General features: G+C 71.0%; 18 protein-coding genes and 1 pseudogene. 14 read left to right on the top strand and 5 right to left on the bottom strand.

Features of this window, described 5'->3' with window-relative positions; all coding sequences use genetic code 11:
• Positions 1–13 precede the first annotated feature (13 nt).
• From TN53_RS06150 to TN53_RS06140, 3 genes are all read left to right on the top strand, one after another.
• Positions 14–256, top strand: coding sequence for a DUF5302 domain-containing protein (locus tag TN53_RS06150; protein WP_046257348.1), 243 nt, complete (start codon positions 14–16; stop codon positions 254–256).
• Between the two features lie 149 nt (positions 257–405).
• On the top strand, positions 406–825 hold the full coding sequence (panD, locus tag TN53_RS06145) for an aspartate 1-decarboxylase (RefSeq protein ID WP_046257347.1): 420 nt from the start codon (positions 406–408) through the stop codon (positions 823–825).
• A 32-nt stretch (positions 826–857) separates the two neighbouring features.
• Complete coding sequence (locus TN53_RS06140) at positions 858–1,202, top strand: GNAT family N-acetyltransferase (protein ID WP_046257346.1); 345 nt, start codon at positions 858–860, stop codon at positions 1,200–1,202.
• Positions 1,203–1,603: 401 nt separating this feature from the next.
• Here the strand turns inward: TN53_RS06140 and gndA are convergent, their stop codons facing one another.
• Positions 1,604–3,043, bottom strand: coding sequence for an NADP-dependent phosphogluconate dehydrogenase (gene gndA, locus TN53_RS06135; RefSeq protein WP_046257345.1), 1,440 nt, complete (start codon positions 3,041–3,043; stop codon positions 1,604–1,606).
• A 277-nt stretch (positions 3,044–3,320) separates the two neighbouring features.
• Between gndA and TN53_RS06130 the strand changes: the two genes are divergently transcribed.
• Positions 3,321–4,442 carry a transglycosylase family protein gene (locus TN53_RS06130; RefSeq protein WP_046257344.1) on the top strand — a complete coding sequence of 374 codons (1,122 nt, stop codon included), beginning with the start codon at positions 3,321–3,323 and terminating at the stop codon, positions 4,440–4,442.
• A 28-nt stretch (positions 4,443–4,470) separates the two neighbouring features.
• On the opposite strand, the gene TN53_RS06125 is transcribed toward TN53_RS06130, so the two are convergent.
• Positions 4,471–5,664, bottom strand: a complete 1,194-nt coding sequence (locus TN53_RS06125) for a DMT family transporter (RefSeq protein ID WP_046257343.1) — start codon at positions 5,662–5,664, stop codon at positions 4,471–4,473.
• Between the two features lie 210 nt (positions 5,665–5,874).
• Here TN53_RS06125 and TN53_RS06120 point away from each other — a divergent pair, with 210 nt between their 5' ends.
• The 5 genes from TN53_RS06120 to TN53_RS06100 all read left to right on the top strand — a co-directional run bounded on the left by TN53_RS06120 (position 5,875) and on the right by TN53_RS06100 (position 12,180).
• Complete coding sequence (locus tag TN53_RS06120) at positions 5,875–6,624, top strand: (2Fe-2S)-binding protein (RefSeq protein WP_095046323.1); 750 nt, start codon at positions 5,875–5,877, stop codon at positions 6,622–6,624.
• 40 nt (positions 6,625–6,664) lie between these two features.
• Positions 6,665–7,819, top strand: a complete 1,155-nt coding sequence (gene glgA, locus TN53_RS06115; RefSeq protein ID WP_046257341.1) for a glycogen synthase — start codon at positions 6,665–6,667, stop codon at positions 7,817–7,819.
• A gap of 48 nt (positions 7,820–7,867) precedes the next feature.
• Positions 7,868–9,088 carry a glucose-1-phosphate adenylyltransferase gene (glgC, locus tag TN53_RS06110; RefSeq protein WP_046257340.1) on the top strand — a complete coding sequence of 407 codons (1,221 nt, stop codon included), beginning with the start codon at positions 7,868–7,870 and terminating at the stop codon, positions 9,086–9,088.
• Between the two features lie 150 nt (positions 9,089–9,238).
• Complete coding sequence (locus tag TN53_RS06105; RefSeq protein ID WP_046257339.1) at positions 9,239–10,558, top strand: wax ester/triacylglycerol synthase family O-acyltransferase; 1,320 nt, start codon at positions 9,239–9,241, stop codon at positions 10,556–10,558.
• A gap of 104 nt (positions 10,559–10,662) precedes the next feature.
• A complete protein-coding gene (locus TN53_RS06100) occupies positions 10,663–12,180 on the top strand; it encodes an SDR family NAD(P)-dependent oxidoreductase (protein WP_046257338.1) in 1,518 nt (505 codons plus the stop codon).
• Between the two features lie 174 nt (positions 12,181–12,354).
• On the opposite strand, the gene TN53_RS06095 is transcribed toward TN53_RS06100, so the two are convergent.
• Both TN53_RS06095 and TN53_RS06090 read right to left on the bottom strand, forming a co-directional pair.
• Positions 12,355–13,161 carry an SDR family oxidoreductase gene (locus tag TN53_RS06095; RefSeq protein ID WP_046257337.1) on the bottom strand — a complete coding sequence of 269 codons (807 nt, stop codon included), beginning with the start codon at positions 13,159–13,161 and terminating at the stop codon, positions 12,355–12,357.
• A gap of 25 nt (positions 13,162–13,186) precedes the next feature.
• Positions 13,187–13,554 (bottom strand): annotated as a pseudogene (locus TN53_RS06090) (hypothetical protein).
• 520 nt (positions 13,555–14,074) lie between these two features.
• On the opposite strand from TN53_RS06090, the gene TN53_RS46735 reads away from it, so the two are divergent.
• The 3 genes from TN53_RS46735 to TN53_RS06080 are packed head-to-tail and all read left to right on the top strand — an operon-like array spanning position 14,075 to position 15,335.
• Entirely contained in the window at positions 14,075–14,248 is a 174-nt protein-coding gene (locus TN53_RS46735; RefSeq protein WP_107080540.1) for a hypothetical protein, read from the top strand.
• A 46-nt stretch (positions 14,249–14,294) separates the two neighbouring features.
• Positions 14,295–14,777 (top strand): GNAT family N-acetyltransferase, encoded by a 483-nt coding sequence (locus tag TN53_RS06085; protein ID WP_046257336.1) that lies wholly within the window; start codon positions 14,295–14,297, stop codon positions 14,775–14,777.
• On the top strand, positions 14,778–15,335 hold the full coding sequence (locus TN53_RS06080) for an SMI1/KNR4 family protein (protein WP_234441518.1): 558 nt from the start codon (positions 14,778–14,780) through the stop codon (positions 15,333–15,335). It begins immediately after the preceding gene.
• Between the two features lie 6 nt (positions 15,336–15,341).
• Here TN53_RS06080 and TN53_RS06075 read toward each other — a convergent pair whose 3' ends face one another.
• Positions 15,342–16,685 (bottom strand): amidase, encoded by a 1,344-nt coding sequence (locus tag TN53_RS06075; RefSeq protein WP_046257335.1) that lies wholly within the window; start codon positions 16,683–16,685, stop codon positions 15,342–15,344.
• A 272-nt stretch (positions 16,686–16,957) separates the two neighbouring features.
• On the opposite strand from TN53_RS06075, the gene TN53_RS06070 reads away from it, so the two are divergent.
• On the top strand, positions 16,958–18,790 hold the full coding sequence (locus TN53_RS06070) for a family 20 glycosylhydrolase (protein WP_046257334.1): 1,833 nt from the start codon (positions 16,958–16,960) through the stop codon (positions 18,788–18,790).
• Positions 18,791–18,804: 14 nt separating this feature from the next.
• The gene (locus tag TN53_RS06065) at positions 18,805–20,349 is read left to right on the top strand and encodes an alpha-L-fucosidase (RefSeq protein ID WP_046257333.1); all 1,545 of its coding nucleotides are present in this window, start codon (positions 18,805–18,807) and stop codon (positions 20,347–20,349) included.
• Positions 20,350–20,395 lie beyond the last annotated feature (46 nt).

The raw sequence follows: 20,395 nt of genomic DNA, 5'->3' as shown, positions 1-20,395 counted from the left end.
CCAGGAGGTCACCATGACCGCAGAGCCCGCATCCCCGGAAGGTTCGGAGCCGGCTGCCGCCGAGACGTCCCCGCTGGCGCCGGACGAGGACGGCAACTACGACCTCAAGGCGAAGTTCCGCGAAGCCCTGGCCCGCAAGCGCGGTGCCCAGGCGGACGCCGCCGATGTCGCCGCCAACCCCGACGCGTCGAAGGTACGCGCGGCACACGGCCCGGCTTCGAGCCAGCGGTCGTTCCGACGCAAGAGCGGCGGCTGAGCCGACCGGAGGGCACGCGGCCGGTGCCGCGTGCCCTCCGTCGTACCGGCTCCTGACGGGCCGCGCGTCCCGTGCGAATGGTTGTACGCTGCGCCCACCGCCCTTGACCTGCACAGCAGGCAGGGAGCAGACAAAACGGGAGCTTCTTCATGTTTCGTACCATGTTCAAGTCCAAGATCCACCGCGCCACCGTCACCCAGGCCGACCTGCACTACGTGGGATCGGTGACCATCGACGCGGACCTCCTCGACGCCGCCGACCTGCTGCCCGGTGAGCTCGTGCACATCGTCGACATCACCAACGGCGCCCGCCTGGAGACGTACGTCATCGAGGGCGAGCGCGGCTCCGGAGTGATCGGTATCAACGGGGCCGCCGCACATCTCGTCCACCCCGGCGACCTGGTGATCATCATCAGTTACGCTCAAGTGACCGATGCCGAGGCGCGGGCGCTGGAGCCGAGGGTCGTGCACGTGGACCACGGCAACCGGATCGTGGCCCTGGGCGCGGACCCGTCGGAGCCGGTGCCGGGCTCGGACCAGGAGCGCGGCCCGCAGTCGGTACCGGTCTGATCCCTGTACGGCTTTCGACCAGGAGCGTGCCCATGAGCGACATCGAGATCCGCGACGACCGCCCGGCCGGCCGCCTGGAGGCCCTCGGCGACGGTGAAGTCGTGGGCCGCATCGAGTACTTCGTCCTCGAATCGCCCGAGCGCGCCCTGGTCCCCGTCCACACGATCGTGGAACCGGCCCACGAGGGAAAGGGCATCGCGGGCTCCCTGGCCCGCGAGCTCTATGCCACCGCCGAGCGCGAGGGCATCGTGGTGGCCCCGCTCTGCCCCTACGTCGTCAAGTGGGCCGAACGCCACCCCGAGGAGGCACCGCCCGCCGACCCCGCGCTGCTCCGCGCGGCGAAGGTCTGGCTGGCGGCCCACCCCGGGCGCTTCTGACGCGGTCCATCCGGGTGACTGGGGCAGCGGACGCCGGGTACGCGGGGGAGTAGTCCAGAGCCGACGTCACCACTGGCTGGAGGACACGATGACCAACCCGTTCCCGGACCCCGTCCACCCGGGCCCGACCCCGGGCCCCTACCCGGACCCCCCACCGCAGCCGACGCCTCCGGCACCCGGCCCGACCCCGACTCCGCCCCCGGACCCCGCGCCGTCCCCGGTCCCCCCGGGACCGGAACCGGTACCGACCCCGGAGCCCGGACCTCCACTGAGCTGAACGCAACAGGTGGGCGGCGTAAGAACGCCGCCCACCTGGATGTGCCCTGGGGGCGCGGGGCTGTATCGATTTGCGGCTCCGCCGCGTGGGCGCGATCAGCCCCCACGCACCCGCACGCGCCCTACTACGCGGACACCTCGGACCGGTCCCCACCCCACAACGTGTGGAACGACCCCTCCTGGTCCACCCTCCGATACGTGTGCGCCCCGAAGAAGTCCCGCTGCCCCTGCGTCAGCGCCGCAGGCAACCGCTCGGAACGCAGCCCGTCGTAGTACGCCAGCGCCGCCGAGAACCCCGGCGTGGGCACCCCCTGCCGGGTCGCCGCGACGATCGCCTCACGCCAGTCGTCCTGCGCGTCGGCGATCTCACGGGCGAACGTCTCGTCGGACAGCAGACTCGGCAGATCGGCCCGCGCGTCGTACGCGGCCCGGATCCGGTCCAGGAACGCGGCGCGAATGATGCACCCACCACGCCAGATGGCAGACACCGCACCGAGGTCGATGTCCCACTCGTACTCCTCACGAGCGGCCGCGATCTCGTGGAAGCCCTGTGTGTACGACACGATCTTCGAGGCGTACAGCGCCTGCTCGACCCGGTCGGCGAACGCGCCGGCCTCCGCCTCGCTCAGCGCGGTCGCCTTGGGCCCCGCCAGCCCCCGCGAGGCGTCCCGCAGTTCGGCGTGGCCGGACAGCGACCGGGCGAAGACCGCCTCGGCGATGCCGGAGACCGGGACGCCGAGGTCGAGGGCGATCTGTACCGTCCACCGCCCCGTGCCCTTCTGCTCCGCCTGGTCCACGACCACGTCCACGAAGGGCTTGCCGGTCGCCGCGTCCACGTGGGACAGCACCTCGGCGGTGATCTCGATCAGGTAGGAGTCCAGCCGGCCCGTGTTCCAGGTCCGGAAGATGTCCGCGATCTGCGCGGGCGAGTATCCGGCGACATCGCGGAGCAGCTGGTACGCCTCGCCGATCAGCTGCATGTCGGCGTACTCGATGCCGTTGTGCACCATCTTCACGAAGTGCCCCGCGCCGTCCGGACCGACGTGCGTCACACAGGGCGCACCGTCGACCGCCTTCGCGGAGATCTTCTCCAGCATGGGTCCGAGCGAGTCGTAGGACTCCTTCGGGCCGCCCGGCATGATGCTCGGCCCGTTGAGCGCGCCTTCCTCGCCGCCGGAGACGCCCATGCCGACGAAATGGATGCCCTGCTCGCGCAGTGCCTTCTCACGGCGGCGGGTGTCCGCGAAGTGCGCGTTGCCACCGTCGATGATCATGTCGCCGGACTCAAGGAGCGGTGCGAACTCGTCGATCACCGCGTCCGTCGGATCGCCCGCCTTGACCATGATGACCAGCCGCCGCGGTCGCTCCAGTGCCGCCACGAACTCCTTGGCGGTCTCCGCCGCGATGAAGTCGCCCTCGTTCCCGAACTCCTCGACCAGGGCGTGCGTACGCGACGCCGTCCGGTTGTGCAACGCGACCGTGTAGCCGTTGCGTGCGAAGTTCCGGGCGAGATTGCGGCCCATGACCGCGAGTCCCGTGACGCCGATCTGGGCTGTATTGCTCATTCGGTTGGCTCCTAAAGGATCCGGTGTCGGTGGTGCCGGTCGTGCACGTCAGTATCGCCCCACCGACCATCCTGGCTTGCCGCTACGCCGAGCGCATGTCCGGGGTGCTCGGCGTGACGTACGCAGATACGGACGACGGCCCCATCCGCCTCAGCCGTGGTGAAAGTCCGGCGCGTTCCTGGTTGTTCGCGGTGCAGGGCGGCCGATTGCCGTCTTGTCATGGCCTGTTCGGGGCGCTTACTTTTGGCCCTCCTGACGAATGTCGAGGGGGAGCTCCATGGCCGTACGCGGTCGGCACCGCCGGTATCAGCCGAACAGGATCAACCGCGCCTCACTCACCGTCACGGCGGGCGGTGCCGGAATGGCGATGCCGCTCATCGGCGCCGGCACGGCCCAGGCGGCCGACGTGGACACCTGGAACAAGGTCGCCGCGTGCGAGTCGACCAACAACTGGAGCATCAACACCGGCAACGGGTACTACGGCGGACTGCAGTTCGCCCAGTCCACCTGGGAGGCGTTCGGCGGCACGCGGTACGCGCCGCGGGCCGATCTCGCCACCAAGGACGAGCAGATCGCCGTGGCGGAGAAGGTGCTGGACGGGCAGGGGCCGGGAGCCTGGCCGGTGTGCTCGGTCGAGGCCGGGCTCACCCGCGGGGGTGACACCCCGGACATCCACCCCGCCGGGTCCGCCAAGAGCTCCGTCCAGGACGTACAGCCGCAGACCACGCCCCAGTCCCGGGCCGGGACGGCCGAGATGTACACCGTGGTCCACGGCGACAGCCTCTCCGGCATCGCCGACCGGGAGGACGTCAAGGGCGGCTGGCAGCGGCTCTACGCCGCGAACCGCAAGACCATCGGGGCCGATCCCGATCTCATCCTGCCGGGGCAGCGGCTCAGTCTGCGCGGCAAGGCGGTCACGACGACCACCCAGACGTCCTCCAAGTCGACGTCGGAGAAGTCCGCTTCGGACACCGAGGAGACGAAGGAGACCGGCCACTCCCTGGTCGCCCCGGTCGACGCCCCCACGGGAACGCCGTACCACAAGGCGGGCTCGTCCTGGTCGAAGGGCTATCACACCGGCGTCGACTTCGCCGTCGCAACGGGCACCTCCGTGAAGGCGGTCGCGGCGGGGCGGGTGGTCAGTTCCGGGTGGGCCGGTTCGTTCGGCTACCAGGTGGTGATCCGGCACGGGGACGGCAGGTACACCCAGTACGCGCATCTGTCCGCGATCTCCGTGAAGAGCGGACAGGGCGTCGGCGCCGGCCAGCGGATCGGCCGCTCCGGGTCCACGGGCAACAGCACGGGCCCGCATCTGCACTTCGAAGTGCGGACGGGGCCCGGCTTCGGCACCGACATCGATCCGGTCGCGTATCTGCGGACGGGCGGTGTCAGGCTCTGAGGTCTGTCGGGGACGTGGTCGCGTGCGGTCAGGATTTGACACGCATGCGATGGCGGTCGGGGACCGGCATCGGGACGAACGACGCGCCGTAGCCGTAGAGCGGGCCGTAGAGAAAGACCGGAGAGTCATCGGGGTCCTGCGGCGCGACGTCCTGGACCGAATCCGGTGCCGGGACCAGGACCTCCTCCCGGACCGCCGACTGCTCGGGGAGGCCGGCGAGCAGTTCCTCGGCGGTCGCGGGCTCGGTCAGACCGGCCAGCAGCTTCTGGGCGGAGGCGGGCTCCGGCACGTTCACCCTGGCGGTCGGCACGCTCACCCTCGCGGTCGGCACGCTCACCCTCGCGGCAGGCTCGGGCTGCGCCGCGGCCGGCTTGGGCAGCGGCTGCGTCTCGGCGCGTGCGAGCCGCTCGGTCGTCAGCAGGATCAGACCGCCCGCCGCCACCACAGCGCAGCCCAGGGCGAGCACGGTGCCCGTGGTGCCGTAGCGGAAGGTCTCGCCGAACATCGTGATGCCGACCGCGGCCGCGGCCACCGGGTTGACGACCGTGAGGGTGGCCAGCGGGGCCGCGAGACCGGCACCGCGGTAGGAGGCCTGGGAGAGCAGCACACCGGCCGTGGCCAGGACGCCGATCACGGCCAGGGAGGGAACGTCCGCCGTCGACACACCGCCGGTCCAGTCGACCGCGACGGTCTTGGTGAACACCGAGGACATGCCGAACGCGATGCCGGAGGCGGTGGCGAGCAGGATGCTGCGCACCGCCGGGTGCCGGTGTGCCGCCCGGCCCGCGATCATCAGCGCGACGACGGCGAGGCCGGTGGCCGTGGCGACGGCCACCCGCTGCGTCGTGTCCAGCGACTGTGCGTCGGACGTGCCGACCAGGGAGAGCAGACCGGCCAGACCCACAGTCGACATGATCGCGCCGCGCCAGGCCGTAGCTCCGGCCTTGCGGTGCACGAACAGCGCCGCCATGGGCAGGGCGAACACGATGGTCAGGGCGCCCAGCGGCTGCACCAGGCTCAGCGGGCCGTACGCCAGCGCCACCACGTGCAGCAGTCCGCCGAGGCCGTTCAGCGCGACCGCCGCCCACCAGCTCGCCCGCCGCAGGGGCGCGAACTGCTGCTCGGGGGAGGACACCGCGACCTGTTCCTGGACGATCGCCCCACCGGCGTACGCGACGGCGGAAACGAGCGACAGGACCACGGACAACGCGAGGGCGCTCATGAGCTGCTCCTCTGCGTGAGGCAGGGGCAATGGCCCCGGCGCGGCGAACGGTCGGCTTCCATGTGCAACACGATGCCGCGAAAAGCCATTCCCGTCGTCGTACCTGAGCAGGCAATGGGTCCTACTGCCGATGGAGTACTACGGAGGGTGGGTCCTCCCCAAGGTGGGTGACACCACGCAGAGCCCTCCTGGGGAGACCCCCTAGGGGCCTTGGTACTACTGCTCCTCGTGGACCTCGACACCGATCTCGCCGCGCTCCGCCCGCTCGGCGGCTTCTTTCTCCTACGCACGGGCGCAGCGCCGCGTTCAACACTGCCGACGCTAGCGCGAACGTACGAGGAAGAAAAGTGTGATGTTTACGGAAATTCCATGACTTTCCGTATTCAAAAGGTCGCCGGCCTGCTGGGCGCCCCCGAGCTGCGCACCGCCGCCTCGATCACCCACCAGGGACTCGCGTCCCGGCTGTGGTCGGCGGCGCTCGGCTGTGCCGTCCTGTACGGCCGTATCCCCGACCTGGACGCCCGGCTCATGCGCTGGGACGCCGACGGCAGCGCCCCCGACGATCTGTGGCTCACCGAGGTCCGCCCGCTGCCCGGGGACGCCGCGAGCCTGGCGGACGCCGTACTGGAGGGCCACCTCGAACCGCTGGCGGAGGCGCTGCGCGCCCGGTACCGGCTCGCGGCCGGTCTGCTGCGCGGCAACGCGGCCTCCGCGCTGGCCGGCGCCGCCCGGCAGCTGGCGGGATGGGCGCGGGCGAACGGCCGTCCCGACGCCGATGCCCGCACCCGCGCCCTGGTCACGGAACTCCTCGCCCACCCCGGTCTCGCCGGCGCGCTCGACGCGGGCACCCTCCGGCGCCGCAGCTGCTGCCTCTACTACCGCGTGCCCGGCGGGGGTGTCTGCGGCGACTGTTGCTTCACACGGCCCCCGCGGTCTTCCCCGGGCGCCGCATCTGGGTGACCATGAGGAGCAACCAGCCGTTGAGAACAGGGGGTTCCGGGTGCGAGTGGGACTGCTGACCCGGGAGTACCCGCCGGACGTGTACGGCGGCGCGGGCGTCCATGTCGAGTTCCTCGCCCGGGAGTTGAGCTCCCTGATCGACCTCGACGTGCACTGCTGGGGCGAGGGTCGCGCGGAGGGCGTCGTACGCCATCGTCCCTGGCCCGTGCTGGACACCGCCAACGACGCGCTGCGCACCTTCTCCGTGGACCTCGCGATGACCGCGGGTCTCGAAGGCCGCGACCTCGTGCACTCGCACACCTGGTACGCCAACCTCGCCGGCCACCTCGGCAAGCTGCTGTACGGCATCCCGCACGTGATGACCGCGCACTCGCTGGAGCCGCTGCGCCCCTGGAAGGCCGAGCAACTCGGCGGCGGGTACGCCCTGTCGAGCTGGGCCGAGCGCACCGCGATCGAGGCCGCCGACGCGGTGATCGCCGTGTCGGGAGCCATGCGCGAGGACATCCTCGCCTGTTATCCGGCCCTGGACCCGGCCCGGGTGCACGTCGTGCACAACGGCATCGACACCGCGCTCTACCGGCCCGACCACGGCACCGAGGCCCTCACCCGCATCGGCGTCGACCCGGACAGGCCCTTCGTGCTCTTCGTGGGCCGCATCACCCGGCAGAAGGGCGTACCCCATCTGCTGCGCGCGGTACGGGACATCGACCCGGCGGCACAGGTCGTGCTGTGCGCCGGAGCCCCCGACACCCCGGAGATCGACCGCGAGTTCCGCGAGCTGTTCCAGGAGCTGAGCAGCGTCCGCGAGGGTGTCCACTGGATCCCGCAGATGCTGCCGCGCCCGGATGTGATCCAACTCCTCACGCACGCCGCCGTGTTCGTCTGCCCTTCGGTGTACGAACCTCTCGGAATCGTCAACCTGGAGGCCATGGCGTGCGGAACTCCCGTGGTGGCCTCGCAGATCGGTGGCATCCCGGAGGTCGTCGACGACGGCAAGACCGGCGTGCTCGTCCCGGTGGACGACGATTTCGAGCCCGCGCTGGCACGTGCGCTGGACTCGGTCCTCGGTGATCCGGAAGGGGCCCGGCGGATGGGCGAGGCCGGACGGGAGCGGGCCGTGGGCGAGTTCGGCTGGGACGCGGTGGCGCGGCGGACGGTGCGGCTCTATGAGGAGATCCTCAAACAGGCGTACTAGACGCCGGTCCAGGGCAGGCATGGGTCAACCAGGGTGAGGGGAGCGGCCATGCGTCGTGGCGGACCTTCGGTGCTCGGCATCGTACTGGCGGGCGGAGAAGGCAAACGCCTGATGCCCCTGACCGCGGACCGCGCGAAACCAGCGGTCACTTTCGGAGGAACGTATCGTCTGGTCGATTTCGTCCTCTCCAATCTCGTGAACGGCGACATCCTGCGCATCTGTGTCCTGACGCAGTACAAGTCGCACTCGCTGGACCGCCACATCACCACCACCTGGCGGATGTCGAGTCTGCTCGGCAACTACGTCACCCCGGTCCCGGCCCAGCAGCGGCTCGGCCCGCGCTGGTATCTGGGCAGCGCCGACGCGATCCTGCAGTCGCTGAACCTCGTGCACGACGAGGAGCCCGAGTACGTCGTGGTGTTCGGTGCCGACCACGTGTACCGGATGGACCCGCGGCAGATGCTCACCCAGCACATCGAGAGCGGGGCGGGTGTGACGGTGGCCGGCATCCGGGTACCGCGCTCGGAGTCCTCGCAGTTCGGTGTGATCACGCCGGGGTCGGACGGGCTGACCGTGGAGCGGTTCCTGGAGAAGCCCGCCGACCCGCCCGGTCTCGCGGACGACCCGGAGTGCGTCTTCGCCTCGATGGGCAACTACATCTTCACCACCAAGGCCCTGATAGAGGCGCTGCAGCGGGACGCCGAGGACAAGCACTCGGTGCACGACATGGGCGGCTCGATCCTGCCTCAGCTCACCGACCGGGGTGAGGCACAGCTGTACGACTTCAGCCTGAACCACGTGCCCGGTGAGACGACCCGAGACCAGGGCTACTGGCGTGACGTCGGCACCCTGGACGCCTACTACGACGCCCATATGGACCTCATCGCCGAGCGTCCCGCGTTCAACCTGTACAACCGGCAGTGGCCCATCTACACCCACTCCGGCCAGCTCTCCCCGGCCCGGTTCAACGCGGGTGGCATGGCCAGCGAGTCGATCATCAGTGCGGGTTGCCTGATCCGCGGTCAGGTCACGCGGTCGATTCTGTCGCCGGGCGTGAGGGTGGACCCGGGGGCCGTGGTCCAGGGCTCGATCCTGCACGACAACGTCCGCATAGGCCGGGGCGCGGTGGTGCGCGGCGCCGTCCTCGACAAGAACGTCGAGGTGCCGCCGGGTGCGACGATCGGGGTGAATCCGGAGCGGGACGCGGAGCTCTACACCGTCTCCAAGGGGGGCGTGATCGCGCTCGGGAAGGGCCGGCAGGTGTCCTGAGACACAGCGAAGGGCGTCCTTGGGGCTGCTGGGGCGCCCAAGGCTGGACTTAATCTGCTGTTAACTGTGAGTAGCTTGATCGTACTTGACCGTAATCGCCTGCGGGCGATTGACTGTTTCCCTCACCCGTCGTCGACGCGAGGCAAGCCATTGACTTCTGACCTGCTCGCCCCTCTCGACCTGGCTTTCTGGAACATCGAGTCCCCGGAACACCCCATGCACCTGGGCGCCCTCGGCGTCTTCTCGGCCCTCTCGCCCGCCGCGGGCGCCCACGCGGCCGACCTGCTCGCCGCGCGGGCGGCGGCGGTGCCGGGCCTGCGGATGCGGATCCGGGACGTCTGGCAGCCGCTGGCCTTCGGGGGCGCCACGCGCGAGCCCGCCCCCGACTTCGACCCGCTGGACCACGTCCGGCTGCACGCGCCCACCACCGACTTCCAGGCCGTGGCCGGTCGGCTCATGGAGCGTCCGCTGGAGCGAGGCCGGCCGCCGTGGGAGGCCCATGTACTCCCCGGGGAGGACGGCTTCTCCTTCGCCGTGCTCTTCAAGTTCCACCACGCCCTGGCCGACGGACTGCGCGCGCTGACCCTCGCGGCCGCCATCCTCGACCCGATGGACCTGCCGGCCCGCAAGCCGCGTCCCGAGGAGCCCGCGAAGGGCTACTTCCCCGACGTACGCAAGCTGCCGGGGTTCATCAGGGGCACCGTCTCCGACGTGGGCCGCGCCCTCGACATCGGCGCGTCCGTCGCCCTGTCCACCGTCGGGGTGCGCTCGTCCTCCGCGCTGACCTCCGAGCCGAGCGGGACCCGCCGTACCGCAGGAGTCGTCGTCGACCTCGACGATGTGCACCGGGTGCGCAAGGCCCAGGGCGGCACCGTCAACGACGTCCTGATCGCGGTCGTCGCCGGCGCCCTGCGCCGCTGGCTGGACGAGCGCGGCGACGGCAGCGAGGGCGTCGCACCCCGCGCCCTGATCCCGGTCTCCAAGCGCCGCCCGCGCACCGCGCACCCACAGGGCAACCGGCTCTCCGGCTACTTGATCAGGCTCCCGGTCGACGACCCCGACCCGCTGGCCCGCCTCGACACGGTCCGCACGGCCATGGACCGCAACAAGGACGCGGGACCCAACCGGGGCGCGGGCGCCGTCGCCCTGCTCGCCGACCACGTCCCCGCGCTGGGCCACCGCCTCGGCGGGCCGCTGGTGAGTCAGGCCGCCCGGCTCTGGTTCGACATCCTCGTCACCAGCGTGCCCCTGCCCAGCATCGGCCTGAAGCTCGGCGGCAACCCGGTCACGGAGGTCTTCCCCTTCGCGCCGCTGGCCCGCGGCCAGTCCCTCGCGGTCGCGGTCTCGACGTACCGGGGGCAGGTCCACTACGGCCTCGTCGCCGACGCCGAGGCGGTACCGGACCTCGACGTCCTGGCCAAGGCCGTCACCGAGGAGGTCGAGACGCTCATCACCGCCTGCGAGGCTTGACCGTCTCCGGTTTTGGAGGACCGGCCCGGCGCTCCGTAGAATTCCCTGTTCGAAAGCGGACGCGGTCGGAGCGCCGCACGGTGAGCCAAGGAAACGGCAGCGCGATGACGGTGACAGACGACGGCCCGGCGACCACGGACGAGGTCGTCCACGAGCCCGGTGACGAGGCCGTGTACGGTCCCGGCATCGACCCGGAGCGACTGGCCGTCTGCCTCGGCGTGCTCGACGAGCTGGACAAGCTGGAGGTCGACCACCCGGACGCGATCGCCGTGCGCCGGGCCACCGCCGGCGTCTACCGCACCGTCAAGCAGCGCCGTCGCCAGGAGCGCCGGGCCGCCAAGACCGCGCACGACAAGACGGTCACCGAATCCACGGCGACCGGCTCCGCCCAGCGCATCGACGACGAGACCGAGGGCATCCTGCCGTCGTCGGTCACCGAGGCCGGGCGGATCGCCGGAATACTCCAGCGCCCGCGCTCCTGCTACACCTGCAAGACCCGGTACGTGGAAGTCGACTACTTCTACCACCAGCTCTGTCCGGACTGCGCAGCCCTGAACCGGGACAAGCGCGACGTCCGCGCCGACCTCACCGGCAAGCGCGCCCTGCTCACCGGCGGCCGCGCCAAGATCGGCATGTACATCGCGCTCAGGCTGCTGCGCGACGGCGCGCACACCACGATCACCACACGCTTCCCCAAGGACGCCATCCGCCGCTTCAAGGCCATGGACGACTCCGCGGACTGGATCCACCGCCTGGACGTCGTCGGCATCGACCTGCGCGACCCGGCCCAGGCCGTGGCCCTCGCCGACCAGGTCGCCGAGGCGGGCCCGCTGGACATCCTGATCAACAACGCCACGCAGACCGTACGCCGCCTGCCCTCCGCGTACGCCGCCCTGGTCGACGGCGAGAGCGCCCCGCTGCCCGCCGGCGAGCTGCCCGCCCACCATGTCATCGGCGCCTTCGGCTCCGGCGCTGTTGACGGCCTCGCCGCGCTCCCGGTCGGCATCAGCGGCCTCGACGCCCAGCAGGTCGCCGACCTCGCCCTGGTCGCCGGCAACGCCAGCGTCGCCCGGCACCTGGACGGCACCGCCATCGACGCCGGAGGTCTCGTCCCGGACGTCGTCGACACCAACACCTGGGTGCAGACCATCGAGCAGATCTCCCCGGTGGAGCTCCTCGAGACCCAGCTGTGCAACTACACGGCGCCGTTCATCCTCATCAGCAAGCTCCGCCCGGCGATGGCCGAAGCGGCGAGGAAGGCGGCGAGCGGCCGCGCCTACGTCGTCAACGTCTCGGCGATGGAAGGCGTCTTCGGCCGCGGCTACAAGGGCGCGGGCCACCCCAACACCAACGCCGCCAAGGCCGCGATGAACATGGTGACCCGGACCAGCGCCCAGGAGATGTTCCAGAGCGACGGCATCCTCATGACGTCCGTCGACACCGGCTGGATCACCGACGAACGCCCCCACTACGACAAGCTGCGCCTCGCGGAGGAGGGCTTCCACGCCCCCCTCGACCTGGTCGACGGCGCGGCCCGCGTCTACGACCCGGTCGTGCGCGGTGAGGCGGGCGATGACCTGTACGGCGTCTTCATGAAGGACTACGCGCCCGGCAAGTGGTAGGCCCTTATCGGCTCGCGGGCCCGGGTGCCGGCGTTCTACCGTGACGGTGGAGCGCCGGTGTGCCCGGTGCGATGGTCACGCGTTCTTCTGGTTCGATCCCATGCAGGCCCACCCGCGGGCCTGTCGCCCAGTCGGAGGGCACCGCGTAACCCCTTTGATCTCGGGCACGCGCACTCAGCCGGCTTCCGGCGCCTGCGAGCGCAGTCGCTCGTGCACCGCGTACGCCCCGGAGGAGTACGCGGCCCGCACCCGTGTCCCCCCGTCCACCAGCAGGTCCGCCCCGGTCACCCACTCCGCCGCGTCCGAGGCCAGCCAGACGACGGCCCGGGCCACGTCCTCCGGTTCCCCGATCCGCCCGAGCGGCAGCCCCGCCGCGAGCGCCTCCTCGCCCGCCTCCCACACGAAACGGGCCATCTCCGTGCGCACGAGACCGGGGGAGACGGAGTTGACCCGCACCCGCGGGGCCAGCTCGCCCGCGAGCTGCCGGGTGAGGTGGAGGAGGGCCGCCTTGCTGGTTCCGTAGGCGCCGACCTGCGGGCCCACATGTCCCGCGCCCTCCGTGCAGATGTTGACGACCGCACCGCCGTGCTCCCGCATCCACGCCCGCCACGCGGCCTGCACCAGCCGCAGCGGCGCCTCCACGTTGACGCGGAACGTCTCGCGCCAGGCCTGCGGATCGGCGTCCATGAGCGGGCCGTACGGCTGGTTGGTCGCCGCGTTGTTGACGACGACGTCGATCCGGCCGAACGCACCCAGGGCGAGCCGGACCACCTCGTCCAGATGCGCCGGATCCGCCACACTCCCCGCCACGCCGACGCCGCCCAGCTCGGCGGCGACCCGCCGCACCTGCGCCGCGTCCCGTGCGGTCACGCACACCAGCGCGCCCGCCGACGCCAGTCGCCCGGCGACCGCCCGCCCGATGCCGCGCGTGCCGCCGGTGACGATCGCGGCCCTGCCCTGGAGTCCGTACGGCGACGTCATCGGCGTACCGTCTCATGACGAACCGTCAGTCGACAGCCCCGAGACGGGAGTTCCGGGCCGCCACAGTTCCAGGACGGTGCGCCAGTCCTCCAGGACCCCGGCGTCGAAGCCCGCGGTCCGGCTCTCCTCGTCCGCCAGCAGCAGGCGCAGCAGGTCGTCGTCGCCGGCGGGACCCCGGCCGCTTACGAGGTGATGGACCCGCTCGCCCAGCAGGGGCCGGACGGCTTCGGCCGCGCGTTCGGCCCGCAAGGTCTCGTCGCCCGGGCACAGCAGCTGCCCGATGCCGTGCACCAGCCCCGCCACCTGGAGCTCCTTGTCGGCGGGCCGGCCGCGGCGCAGCAGTGCGGCGGTCCGCAGCGCGTGCTGATGCCGGCAGGCGTACAGCAGATCCATCAGCTCTTCGACACTGCGCAGCTGGGGGTCCCCCCAGGCCCTTGAGGCACTGGGGGAGCGTCAGTCCTCCCGCCGGACAAGCCGTTGCCGTTCGTCAGCAGATCATGGCCGCCTTGCGATTCGGGCAACGGGACTTGAACTGCGCTGTCGGGGTGCTCGAAGGCGCGATCGCCGACATAGGCCGAACGGGTGATGTCTCGACGGGGCATCAAATGGCAAACCCGCACATAGTAGGACCGAGCACACGTAGGCGACTTGGGAAAGTTACCCCTTGTTTTCAGCCCCATCGAGCGGGCCTCCGCTCATTTGGTTAATCTGTAGCGGACGGACAGCAGTACGGGGTCCCACCCACACCCACGGTCCGTCCTGGGGCAGCCGATCACCACGGCCTGTTCTGACATGAGTGACCGGCGCCACCGCGTCCGAACTGTTCTCGACTCAGACCCGAGCGGGCGTCCGGTGACAGATCGCACACTGACCGGTATGCCCCGAGGGTGACCCGACACATAAGGAGTGCGCGGTGACACCGGAGAAGACGAATCGCGATCAACGGCCCAAGGAACGCCCCGAGCGAGCGGGCCGTCGGCCCGGACAGCTCGGCAGCCTCGACGTGTGGGCGCGGTCCGCCCCCATCCGTCTCGCGGGTTACGAGGACGACCTGGCCGAGCCCCACATCCTGCCCAGCGTGGACTGAGCCCCGTCGCGATCGTCGTCAGCATGGGCGTGCCAGACTCACGCCCATGCTGATCAGAGAAGCCGCGGCCGACGACTGGCCGCGGATCTGGCCTTTCTGGCACCGGATCGTCGCCGCCGGGGAGACCTACGCCTGGGATCCGGACACCTCCGAGGAGGCGGCACGGGCGCTGTGGATGAGCCCGGCCAAGCGGGTGTACGTCGTCGAGGACGAGACCGGCGCAGTCGTCGCCTCCGCCTACACCACTCCCAACTACGGTGGCCCCGCCGCCCGTGTGGCCAACGCGGGCTTCATGGTCGACCCCGACCACACGGGCCGGGGCTTCGGCCGCGCCCTCGCCGAGCATGTCCTGACCGCCGCCAAGTCCGACGGGTACCGCGGCATGGTCTTCAACGCCGTCGTCGAGACGAATCCGGCCGTAGCCTTGTGGACCTCACTCGGCTTCACGGTCCTGGGCACGGTGCCGGACGCGTATGAGCATCCGCGGCAGGGGCTGGTGGGGCTGCACGTGATGTACAAGGCGCTCTAGGTGGAGACACCGCCTCTGAGTACGGCCGAGGTGGCCGCGGCCGAGCGGGAGTTGGGTGTCTCCCTCCCTGCCGAGTACCGCGCGTATCTGCTGGAGGCGGGCGCGGGCGGGACCGTCTCCCGGCCGGCGCGGACGGAACAGGGCTGGTGGTGGGAGAACAACTCCCGTGCCGCGCGCGAGCTGCTCGCCGTCCCCTTTCCGCACCCCGACTCCTACGTCGTCGAGGACGACCGGCTCAGCGACCGTGAGCCGTGTGCCGGCGACTTCGCCGACGACGGCGCCTATCAGGCCGCCTGGCAGGCGTGGGACGACGAGTACGGAGTGTTCGAGGACCGCAAGACGGCGGGCGCGATCGTCGTCCAGGAGCACGGCTGCGGCTTCGCCACGCTCCTGGCGCTGACCGGCCCGCTCGCCGGCACGGTGTGGTGGGACGGGCGGGCCACCTGCGATCTGATCGTGCCGCTCTCCCTCGACCACATGCGCGGCGCCCGACCCGTCACCTTCGGCGAGTGGCTCAGTCGCAGTTCCTGGGACCTCCTGCCGCCCGGCTGGGGCTGACCGCGCTCAGCCCAGCGGTGCCGTCCGCTCCCACGGGTGCAGCTTCTCCAGCTGCTCCGCGACCTCCAGCAGTACCGCCTCCGAGCCCGGCCGTCCCACCAGTTGTACGGCGGTGGGGACGCCGGAGGGGAGCTTACCGAAGGGGACGGACATCGCGGGCCAGCCGGTGAGGTTCCAGGGCGGGGTGAGCGGCGAGTAGTTGGTGTTGGCGAGGACGTTGCGGAGCCAGCCTCGCTCGTGCCAGGGCACCGACTTGGGGGAGCGGCGGGCCAGGGCCGGGGTGAGCAGGACGTCGTACTCCTCGAAGAACGGCTCCAGGCGGCGGCGCAGCGCGTCGCGGCTCGTGCCGGTGCGCACTCCCTTCACGAAGCGGCGGCCCACCGCCGCGTGGACCCGGGTGCGGCGCGTCAGCTGGCGCGGGTCCAGGCCCTGGGCGTCCTCGGAGGTGCCCGCCGTCCAGTGGGCGAGCGAGGTGAAGCTCAGCGACATCGGGTAGGACGGGTCGGCGCGGCGGACCTGGTGACCCGCCTTCATCAGGACTCCGGCGGCCTCCCGGGCGGCGGCCGTGTACGGCTTGGTGACGGCGATGCCGGCGATCGGACTGCGCAGCGAGAGCGCGATCGTGTGCGTCGCGGCCGCGGACGGGGACGCCGGTTCCGTGTCCGCCAGGATGTCCAGCATCAGCCGGGCGTCCTGGACCGTCGTGGCCAGGGGCCCGTTCTCGGACATGCCGAACCAGTCGCCGTCGCTGACGCCCGCCGGGACCACGCCGTGGCCGGGCTTGATGGTGACGAGGCCGCAGTTGGCCGCCGGGATGCGCAGGGAGCCCATGCCGTCGTTGCCCAGCGCGATCGGCACCAGGCCCGCGGCGACCGCGGCCGCGCTGCCGCCCGAGGAGCCGCCCGCGGTGCGCGAGGTGTCCCAGGGGTTGCGGGCGGTGCCGTGCACGCCCTCCGTCGTACCGAAGACGCACAGCTCCGGCACGTTGGTAAGACCCACGACCACCGCGCCCGCCGCCCGCAGCCGGGCCACCGTGACATGGTCCTCGGTGGAGGGGGTGTCCGGCGTGGCCGCGGAGCCGACGCGCTTGGACTCGCCGCGTACGGCGAGGTTGTCCTTGACGGCGATCGGCACGCCCGCCAGGGGCAGCTCGGCCAGGTCGGCGCGGGCACCCACCTCGTCGGCCTCGGCGAGCGCGGCCTCGGCCCGTACCGTCCGGAAGGCCCCGATACGGCCGTCGAGCCGCTCGATCCGGGCGAGGTGCTCGGCCACCACCTCACGGGGCGTGGCCCGCTTCTCCTGCACGGCGGCGGCGATCTCGGCGGCGGTCCGGCCGATCCAGCTGGTCACGGGTGCTCCTCGGGGGGTACTGGCGAGTACGTAGGGAGAACTGTGCCTCTGCTCGGGCGTCACGTCGAGAGGGAGACGGGCCTGGGTCGGGCCTCCGGGCGGGCGGAGGGCCGCCTTGGACATTCGCGCCGGTGTTCTTGGACTTTTCGCGACCGGGCATCCGAAGAAGCCCAGGTCATCCGATCAATGGCTCAACTTGGCTGACTTCTCGTCCCATTGACAGTCCCTGGGGGTCGCCCAATCATCAGTCATCCGATGAATGGGAGTCGCTCGTGAGAACGTTTCCGAGACGTCAGATCCTGGGCGCCGCCGCCGCACTGGCCCTGCTCCTGGCGCCGGTTCCGGCGGTCGCCCAGGAGGAGACCCGGCCGCCGGTCACGGTGCCCGCACTGAGCAACTGGACGCCGGAATCCGGCCGTTACGACTTCGGTCCCGGTGCCCGACTGGTGGCGGACGGCCCGGCCGAGCGCAGGGTCGCCGACACCCTCGCCGACGATCTGCGGGAGGCCGGACACGGCACCGTGCCGGTCGTCGGCGGCGCGGCGCGTACCGGGGACATCGTTGTCGACATCCAGCCGTCCCGGAAGTCGCTCGGAGCCGAGGGCTACGAACTCCGGTCCGGAAAGCGGCTGTCGGTGACCGGAGCGACCGAGAGCGGTGCCTTCTACGGCACCCGGACCCTCCTCCAGCTCCTCGCCCAGGACGACGGGATCCCCGCCGGACGCACGGTCGACGTGCCGCGCTACAAGGAACGCGGAGCCGGCGTCTGCGCCTGCTACATCCACATCTCCCTGCCCTGGCTGGAGAACCTCGTCCGGGAGATGGCGTACAACAAGCTCAACCAGCTGCTCCTCGAACTGAAGGTGAAGAGCGACTCCCACCCCGAGGCGAACACCTGGGGCTACTACACCAAGGACGAGATCCGCCGGCTCGTCGCCCTCGGCGAGAAGTACCACGTCGAGATCATCCCGGAGATCAACTCCCCGGGGCACATGGACCCGTGGATCGAGAACCGCCCCGATCTCCAGCTCACCGACGCCGACGGCAACAAGCAGCCCGCACGGCTCGACATCACCCGGCCCGCCGCCTTCGACTACTACACCGGCCTGATCGACGAGTACGCCCAGGTCTTCAGGGCCCCGGCCTGGCACATGGGCGCCGACGAGTACATGCTCGGCTCCGACTTCGCCAAGTACCCGCAGATCCTCAAGTACGCCCAGGACAGGTACGGTTCCGGCGCCACCCCGCAGGACGCCTTCATCGACTTCGTCAACCGCGTCCACGCCTACGCGGCGAGTAAGGGCAAGAAGCTGCGCATCTGGAACGACGGGCTCACCGGCGCCAACACCGTCCCGGTGACGGCCGGCACGACCGTCGAGCACTGGCTGAACGTGACGGTGAAGCCCAGTCGGATCATCGCCCAGGGCTATCCGCTGATGAACGCGGCGTACGCCCTCTACCTCGTCCGCGGCGGCTTCCACAGCGACACCGAGAGCCTGTACGACCAGAGGTGGGACCCGCGCAGCTTCGAGGGCGAGAAGCTCGCCTCCGCCGCGGGCGTCACCGGCGCCAAGATCAGCCTCTGGCCGGACAACGGGCGCGGGGAGACCGAGAACGAGGTCGCGGTACGGCTCTGGCCCGCCCTGCGCCACATCGCCCAGGCCACCTGGGGCGACCCGCATCCGGACGCCACGTACGCCGAGTTCACCGCGCGCGGCACGGCTGTCGGGCACGCACCGGGATGGCGGGACCTGACGAAGCCGCCGGTGGCCGACGGGACGTACACCTTCGAGGCGGACGGCGTGTCCTTCGACGCCGACGTGGCGCGCACACCGGACGGCTATGTGACCCTGCGCGGCCCGGCCGGCTGCCTCGCCGTGAGCGGCGGCAAGCTCACGCTCAACGTGCCGCTCCAGCCCGGCATCGAGGCCACCTGGGACACCTGCGCCGCCGCGAACACGCTGCAACGCTGGGAGTTGCGGCGCGCCGGGGACGGATACCGCCTCGTCAACGCCATCACGCAGATGGCCATGAGCGTGACGAACGGCCGGATCGTGCAGTACCCGCCCGACCAGCACCCGCCCGCCGTATGGCAATTGATCTGAGGAGCCCCACCTCCATGACCGTCTCCAGACGCACCTTCGTCGCCGGCTCGGTCTCCGCGTTCCTCGCGACCGGCCTCACCCCGACGTCCGCCGCCGGAGCCCCCCTTCCGGCCGAACCCGCCTACCGCATCCCCGTCAGCCCCGACGACACGGCCGAGGACCTGGTGCGCAAGGCGTCCCAAGTCCGGCCCACCCCACGGCAGATCGCCTGGCAGGCCCTGGAGCGCACCGCGTTCCTGCACTTCGGCGTCAACACCTTCACCGGCCTGGAGTGGGGGACGGGGGACGAGGACCCGGACGTCTTCCAGCCCGCCGGACTGGACACCGACCAGTGGGCCAGGGCCCTGCGCGACGGCGGCTTCAAACTGGCCATCCTCACCGTCAAGCACCACGACGGCTTCGTCCTCTACCCGTCCCGCTACTCCGACCACACCGTCGCCTCCAGCAGCTGGCGCGACGGGCAGGGCGACGTACTGCGCTCCTTCGCCGACTCCATGAGACGCCACGGCATCAAGGTCGGCGTCTACATCTCGCCCGCCGACGAGAACCAGTACCTGGACGGCGTCTACGCCAACGGCAGCGCCCGCTCCACACGGACCATCCCCACGCTCGTCGAGGGAGACGACCGCACACCCGCGCAGACGTACACGCTGGACGCCACCGACTACGGCGCCCACATGCTCAACCAGCTCTACGAAGTCCTCACCGAGTACGGTCCAATCGACGAGATGTGGTTCGACGGCGCTCAGGGCCGCATCCCGCCGGACAAAGTGGAGAGCTACGACTGGGACAGCTGGTACACCCTGGTGCGGGCGCTCGCGCCGGACGCGGCGATCGCCGTCACCGGCCCCGACCTGCGCTGGGTCGGCAACGAGAGCGGACTGGCGCGCGAGGACGAGTGGAGCGTCGTGCCGGTCAAGGAGAACCAGTACGGGCGCACCGACTGGGCACTGTCCTACGACACCGCCGACCAGGGCAGCCGTGCCGCGCTGGTGCGGGCGCAGCCCGACACCGACTACCTCCAGTGGTGGCCCGCGGAGTGCGACGTGTCCATCCGGGACGGCTGGTTCTACCATGCCGACCAACAACCCAAGAGCGTGGACCAGTTGACGGACATCTACTTCGGGTCCGTCGGGCGCAACTCGGTGCTCCTGCTCAACATCCCGCCGGACACGGACGGGTTGCTGCCCGCCGCGGACGTGACCCGGCTGCGTGAGTTCCGGGAACGCGTCGACCGGGAGCTGCCCGAGGACCTGGCGCGCGGCGCCCGTACGACCGTGGCTCCCGGCCTGGTGAGCGTCGACCTCGGCACCGCCCGTGAGGTGGACCGGTTCCGGCTGGCCGAGGACATCGCGCACGGTCAGCAGGTCGAGAGCTTCGTGGTGGAGGCGCTGCGCGACGGAGCCTGGAGAGAGGTGACCCGGGCCGGGACGGTCGGGGCGAGCCGGATCCTGCTGCTGCCGGTTCCGGTGCGGGCGCGGCGGTGGCGGGTGCGGGTCACCGGGTCCCGGACCGCCGTACGGATAGCGGAGTTCGCCATGTACAGGTCGCGGCGCTGAGGGTACTCGGACAGGGCGGTCACCAGGGCGTCGGCGACCTGGTGAC

Source organism: Streptomyces sp. WM6386, assembly GCF_000972385.1.
In the GTDB taxonomy this organism is placed as follows: Bacteria; Actinomycetota; Actinomycetes; order Streptomycetales; family Streptomycetaceae; genus Streptomyces.
Note: the sequence above shows the minus strand (reverse complement) of the source record. Positions and strands in the feature narration are given on the sequence as shown.

Bases quoted from the DNA above. Each gene is read 5' to 3' on its own strand.
- TN53_RS06130 (WP_046257344.1), top strand. From the start codon at position 3,321: ATGGCCGTACGCGGTCGGCACCGCCGGTATCAGCCGAACAGGATCAAC.
- TN53_RS06150 (WP_046257348.1), top strand. From the start codon at position 14: ATGACCGCAGAGCCCGCATCCCCGGAAGGTTCGGAGCCGGCTGCCGCC.
- panD (WP_046257347.1), top strand. From the start codon at position 406: ATGTTTCGTACCATGTTCAAGTCCAAGATCCACCGCGCCACCGTCACC.
- TN53_RS06140 (WP_046257346.1), top strand. From the start codon at position 858: ATGAGCGACATCGAGATCCGCGACGACCGCCCGGCCGGCCGCCTGGAG.
- gndA (WP_046257345.1), bottom strand. From the start codon at position 3,043: ATGAGCAATACAGCCCAGATCGGCGTCACGGGACTCGCGGTCATGGGC.
- glgC (WP_046257340.1), top strand. From the start codon at position 7,868: ATGCGTCGTGGCGGACCTTCGGTGCTCGGCATCGTACTGGCGGGCGGA.
- TN53_RS06100 (WP_046257338.1), top strand. From the start codon at position 10,663: ATGACGGTGACAGACGACGGCCCGGCGACCACGGACGAGGTCGTCCAC.
- TN53_RS06065 (WP_046257333.1), top strand. From the start codon at position 18,805: ATGACCGTCTCCAGACGCACCTTCGTCGCCGGCTCGGTCTCCGCGTTC.
- TN53_RS06125 (WP_046257343.1), bottom strand. From the start codon at position 5,664: ATGAGCGCCCTCGCGTTGTCCGTGGTCCTGTCGCTCGTTTCCGCCGTC.
- TN53_RS06085 (WP_046257336.1), top strand. From the start codon at position 14,295: ATGCTGATCAGAGAAGCCGCGGCCGACGACTGGCCGCGGATCTGGCCT.
- TN53_RS06095 (WP_046257337.1), bottom strand. From the start codon at position 13,161: ATGACGTCGCCGTACGGACTCCAGGGCAGGGCCGCGATCGTCACCGGC.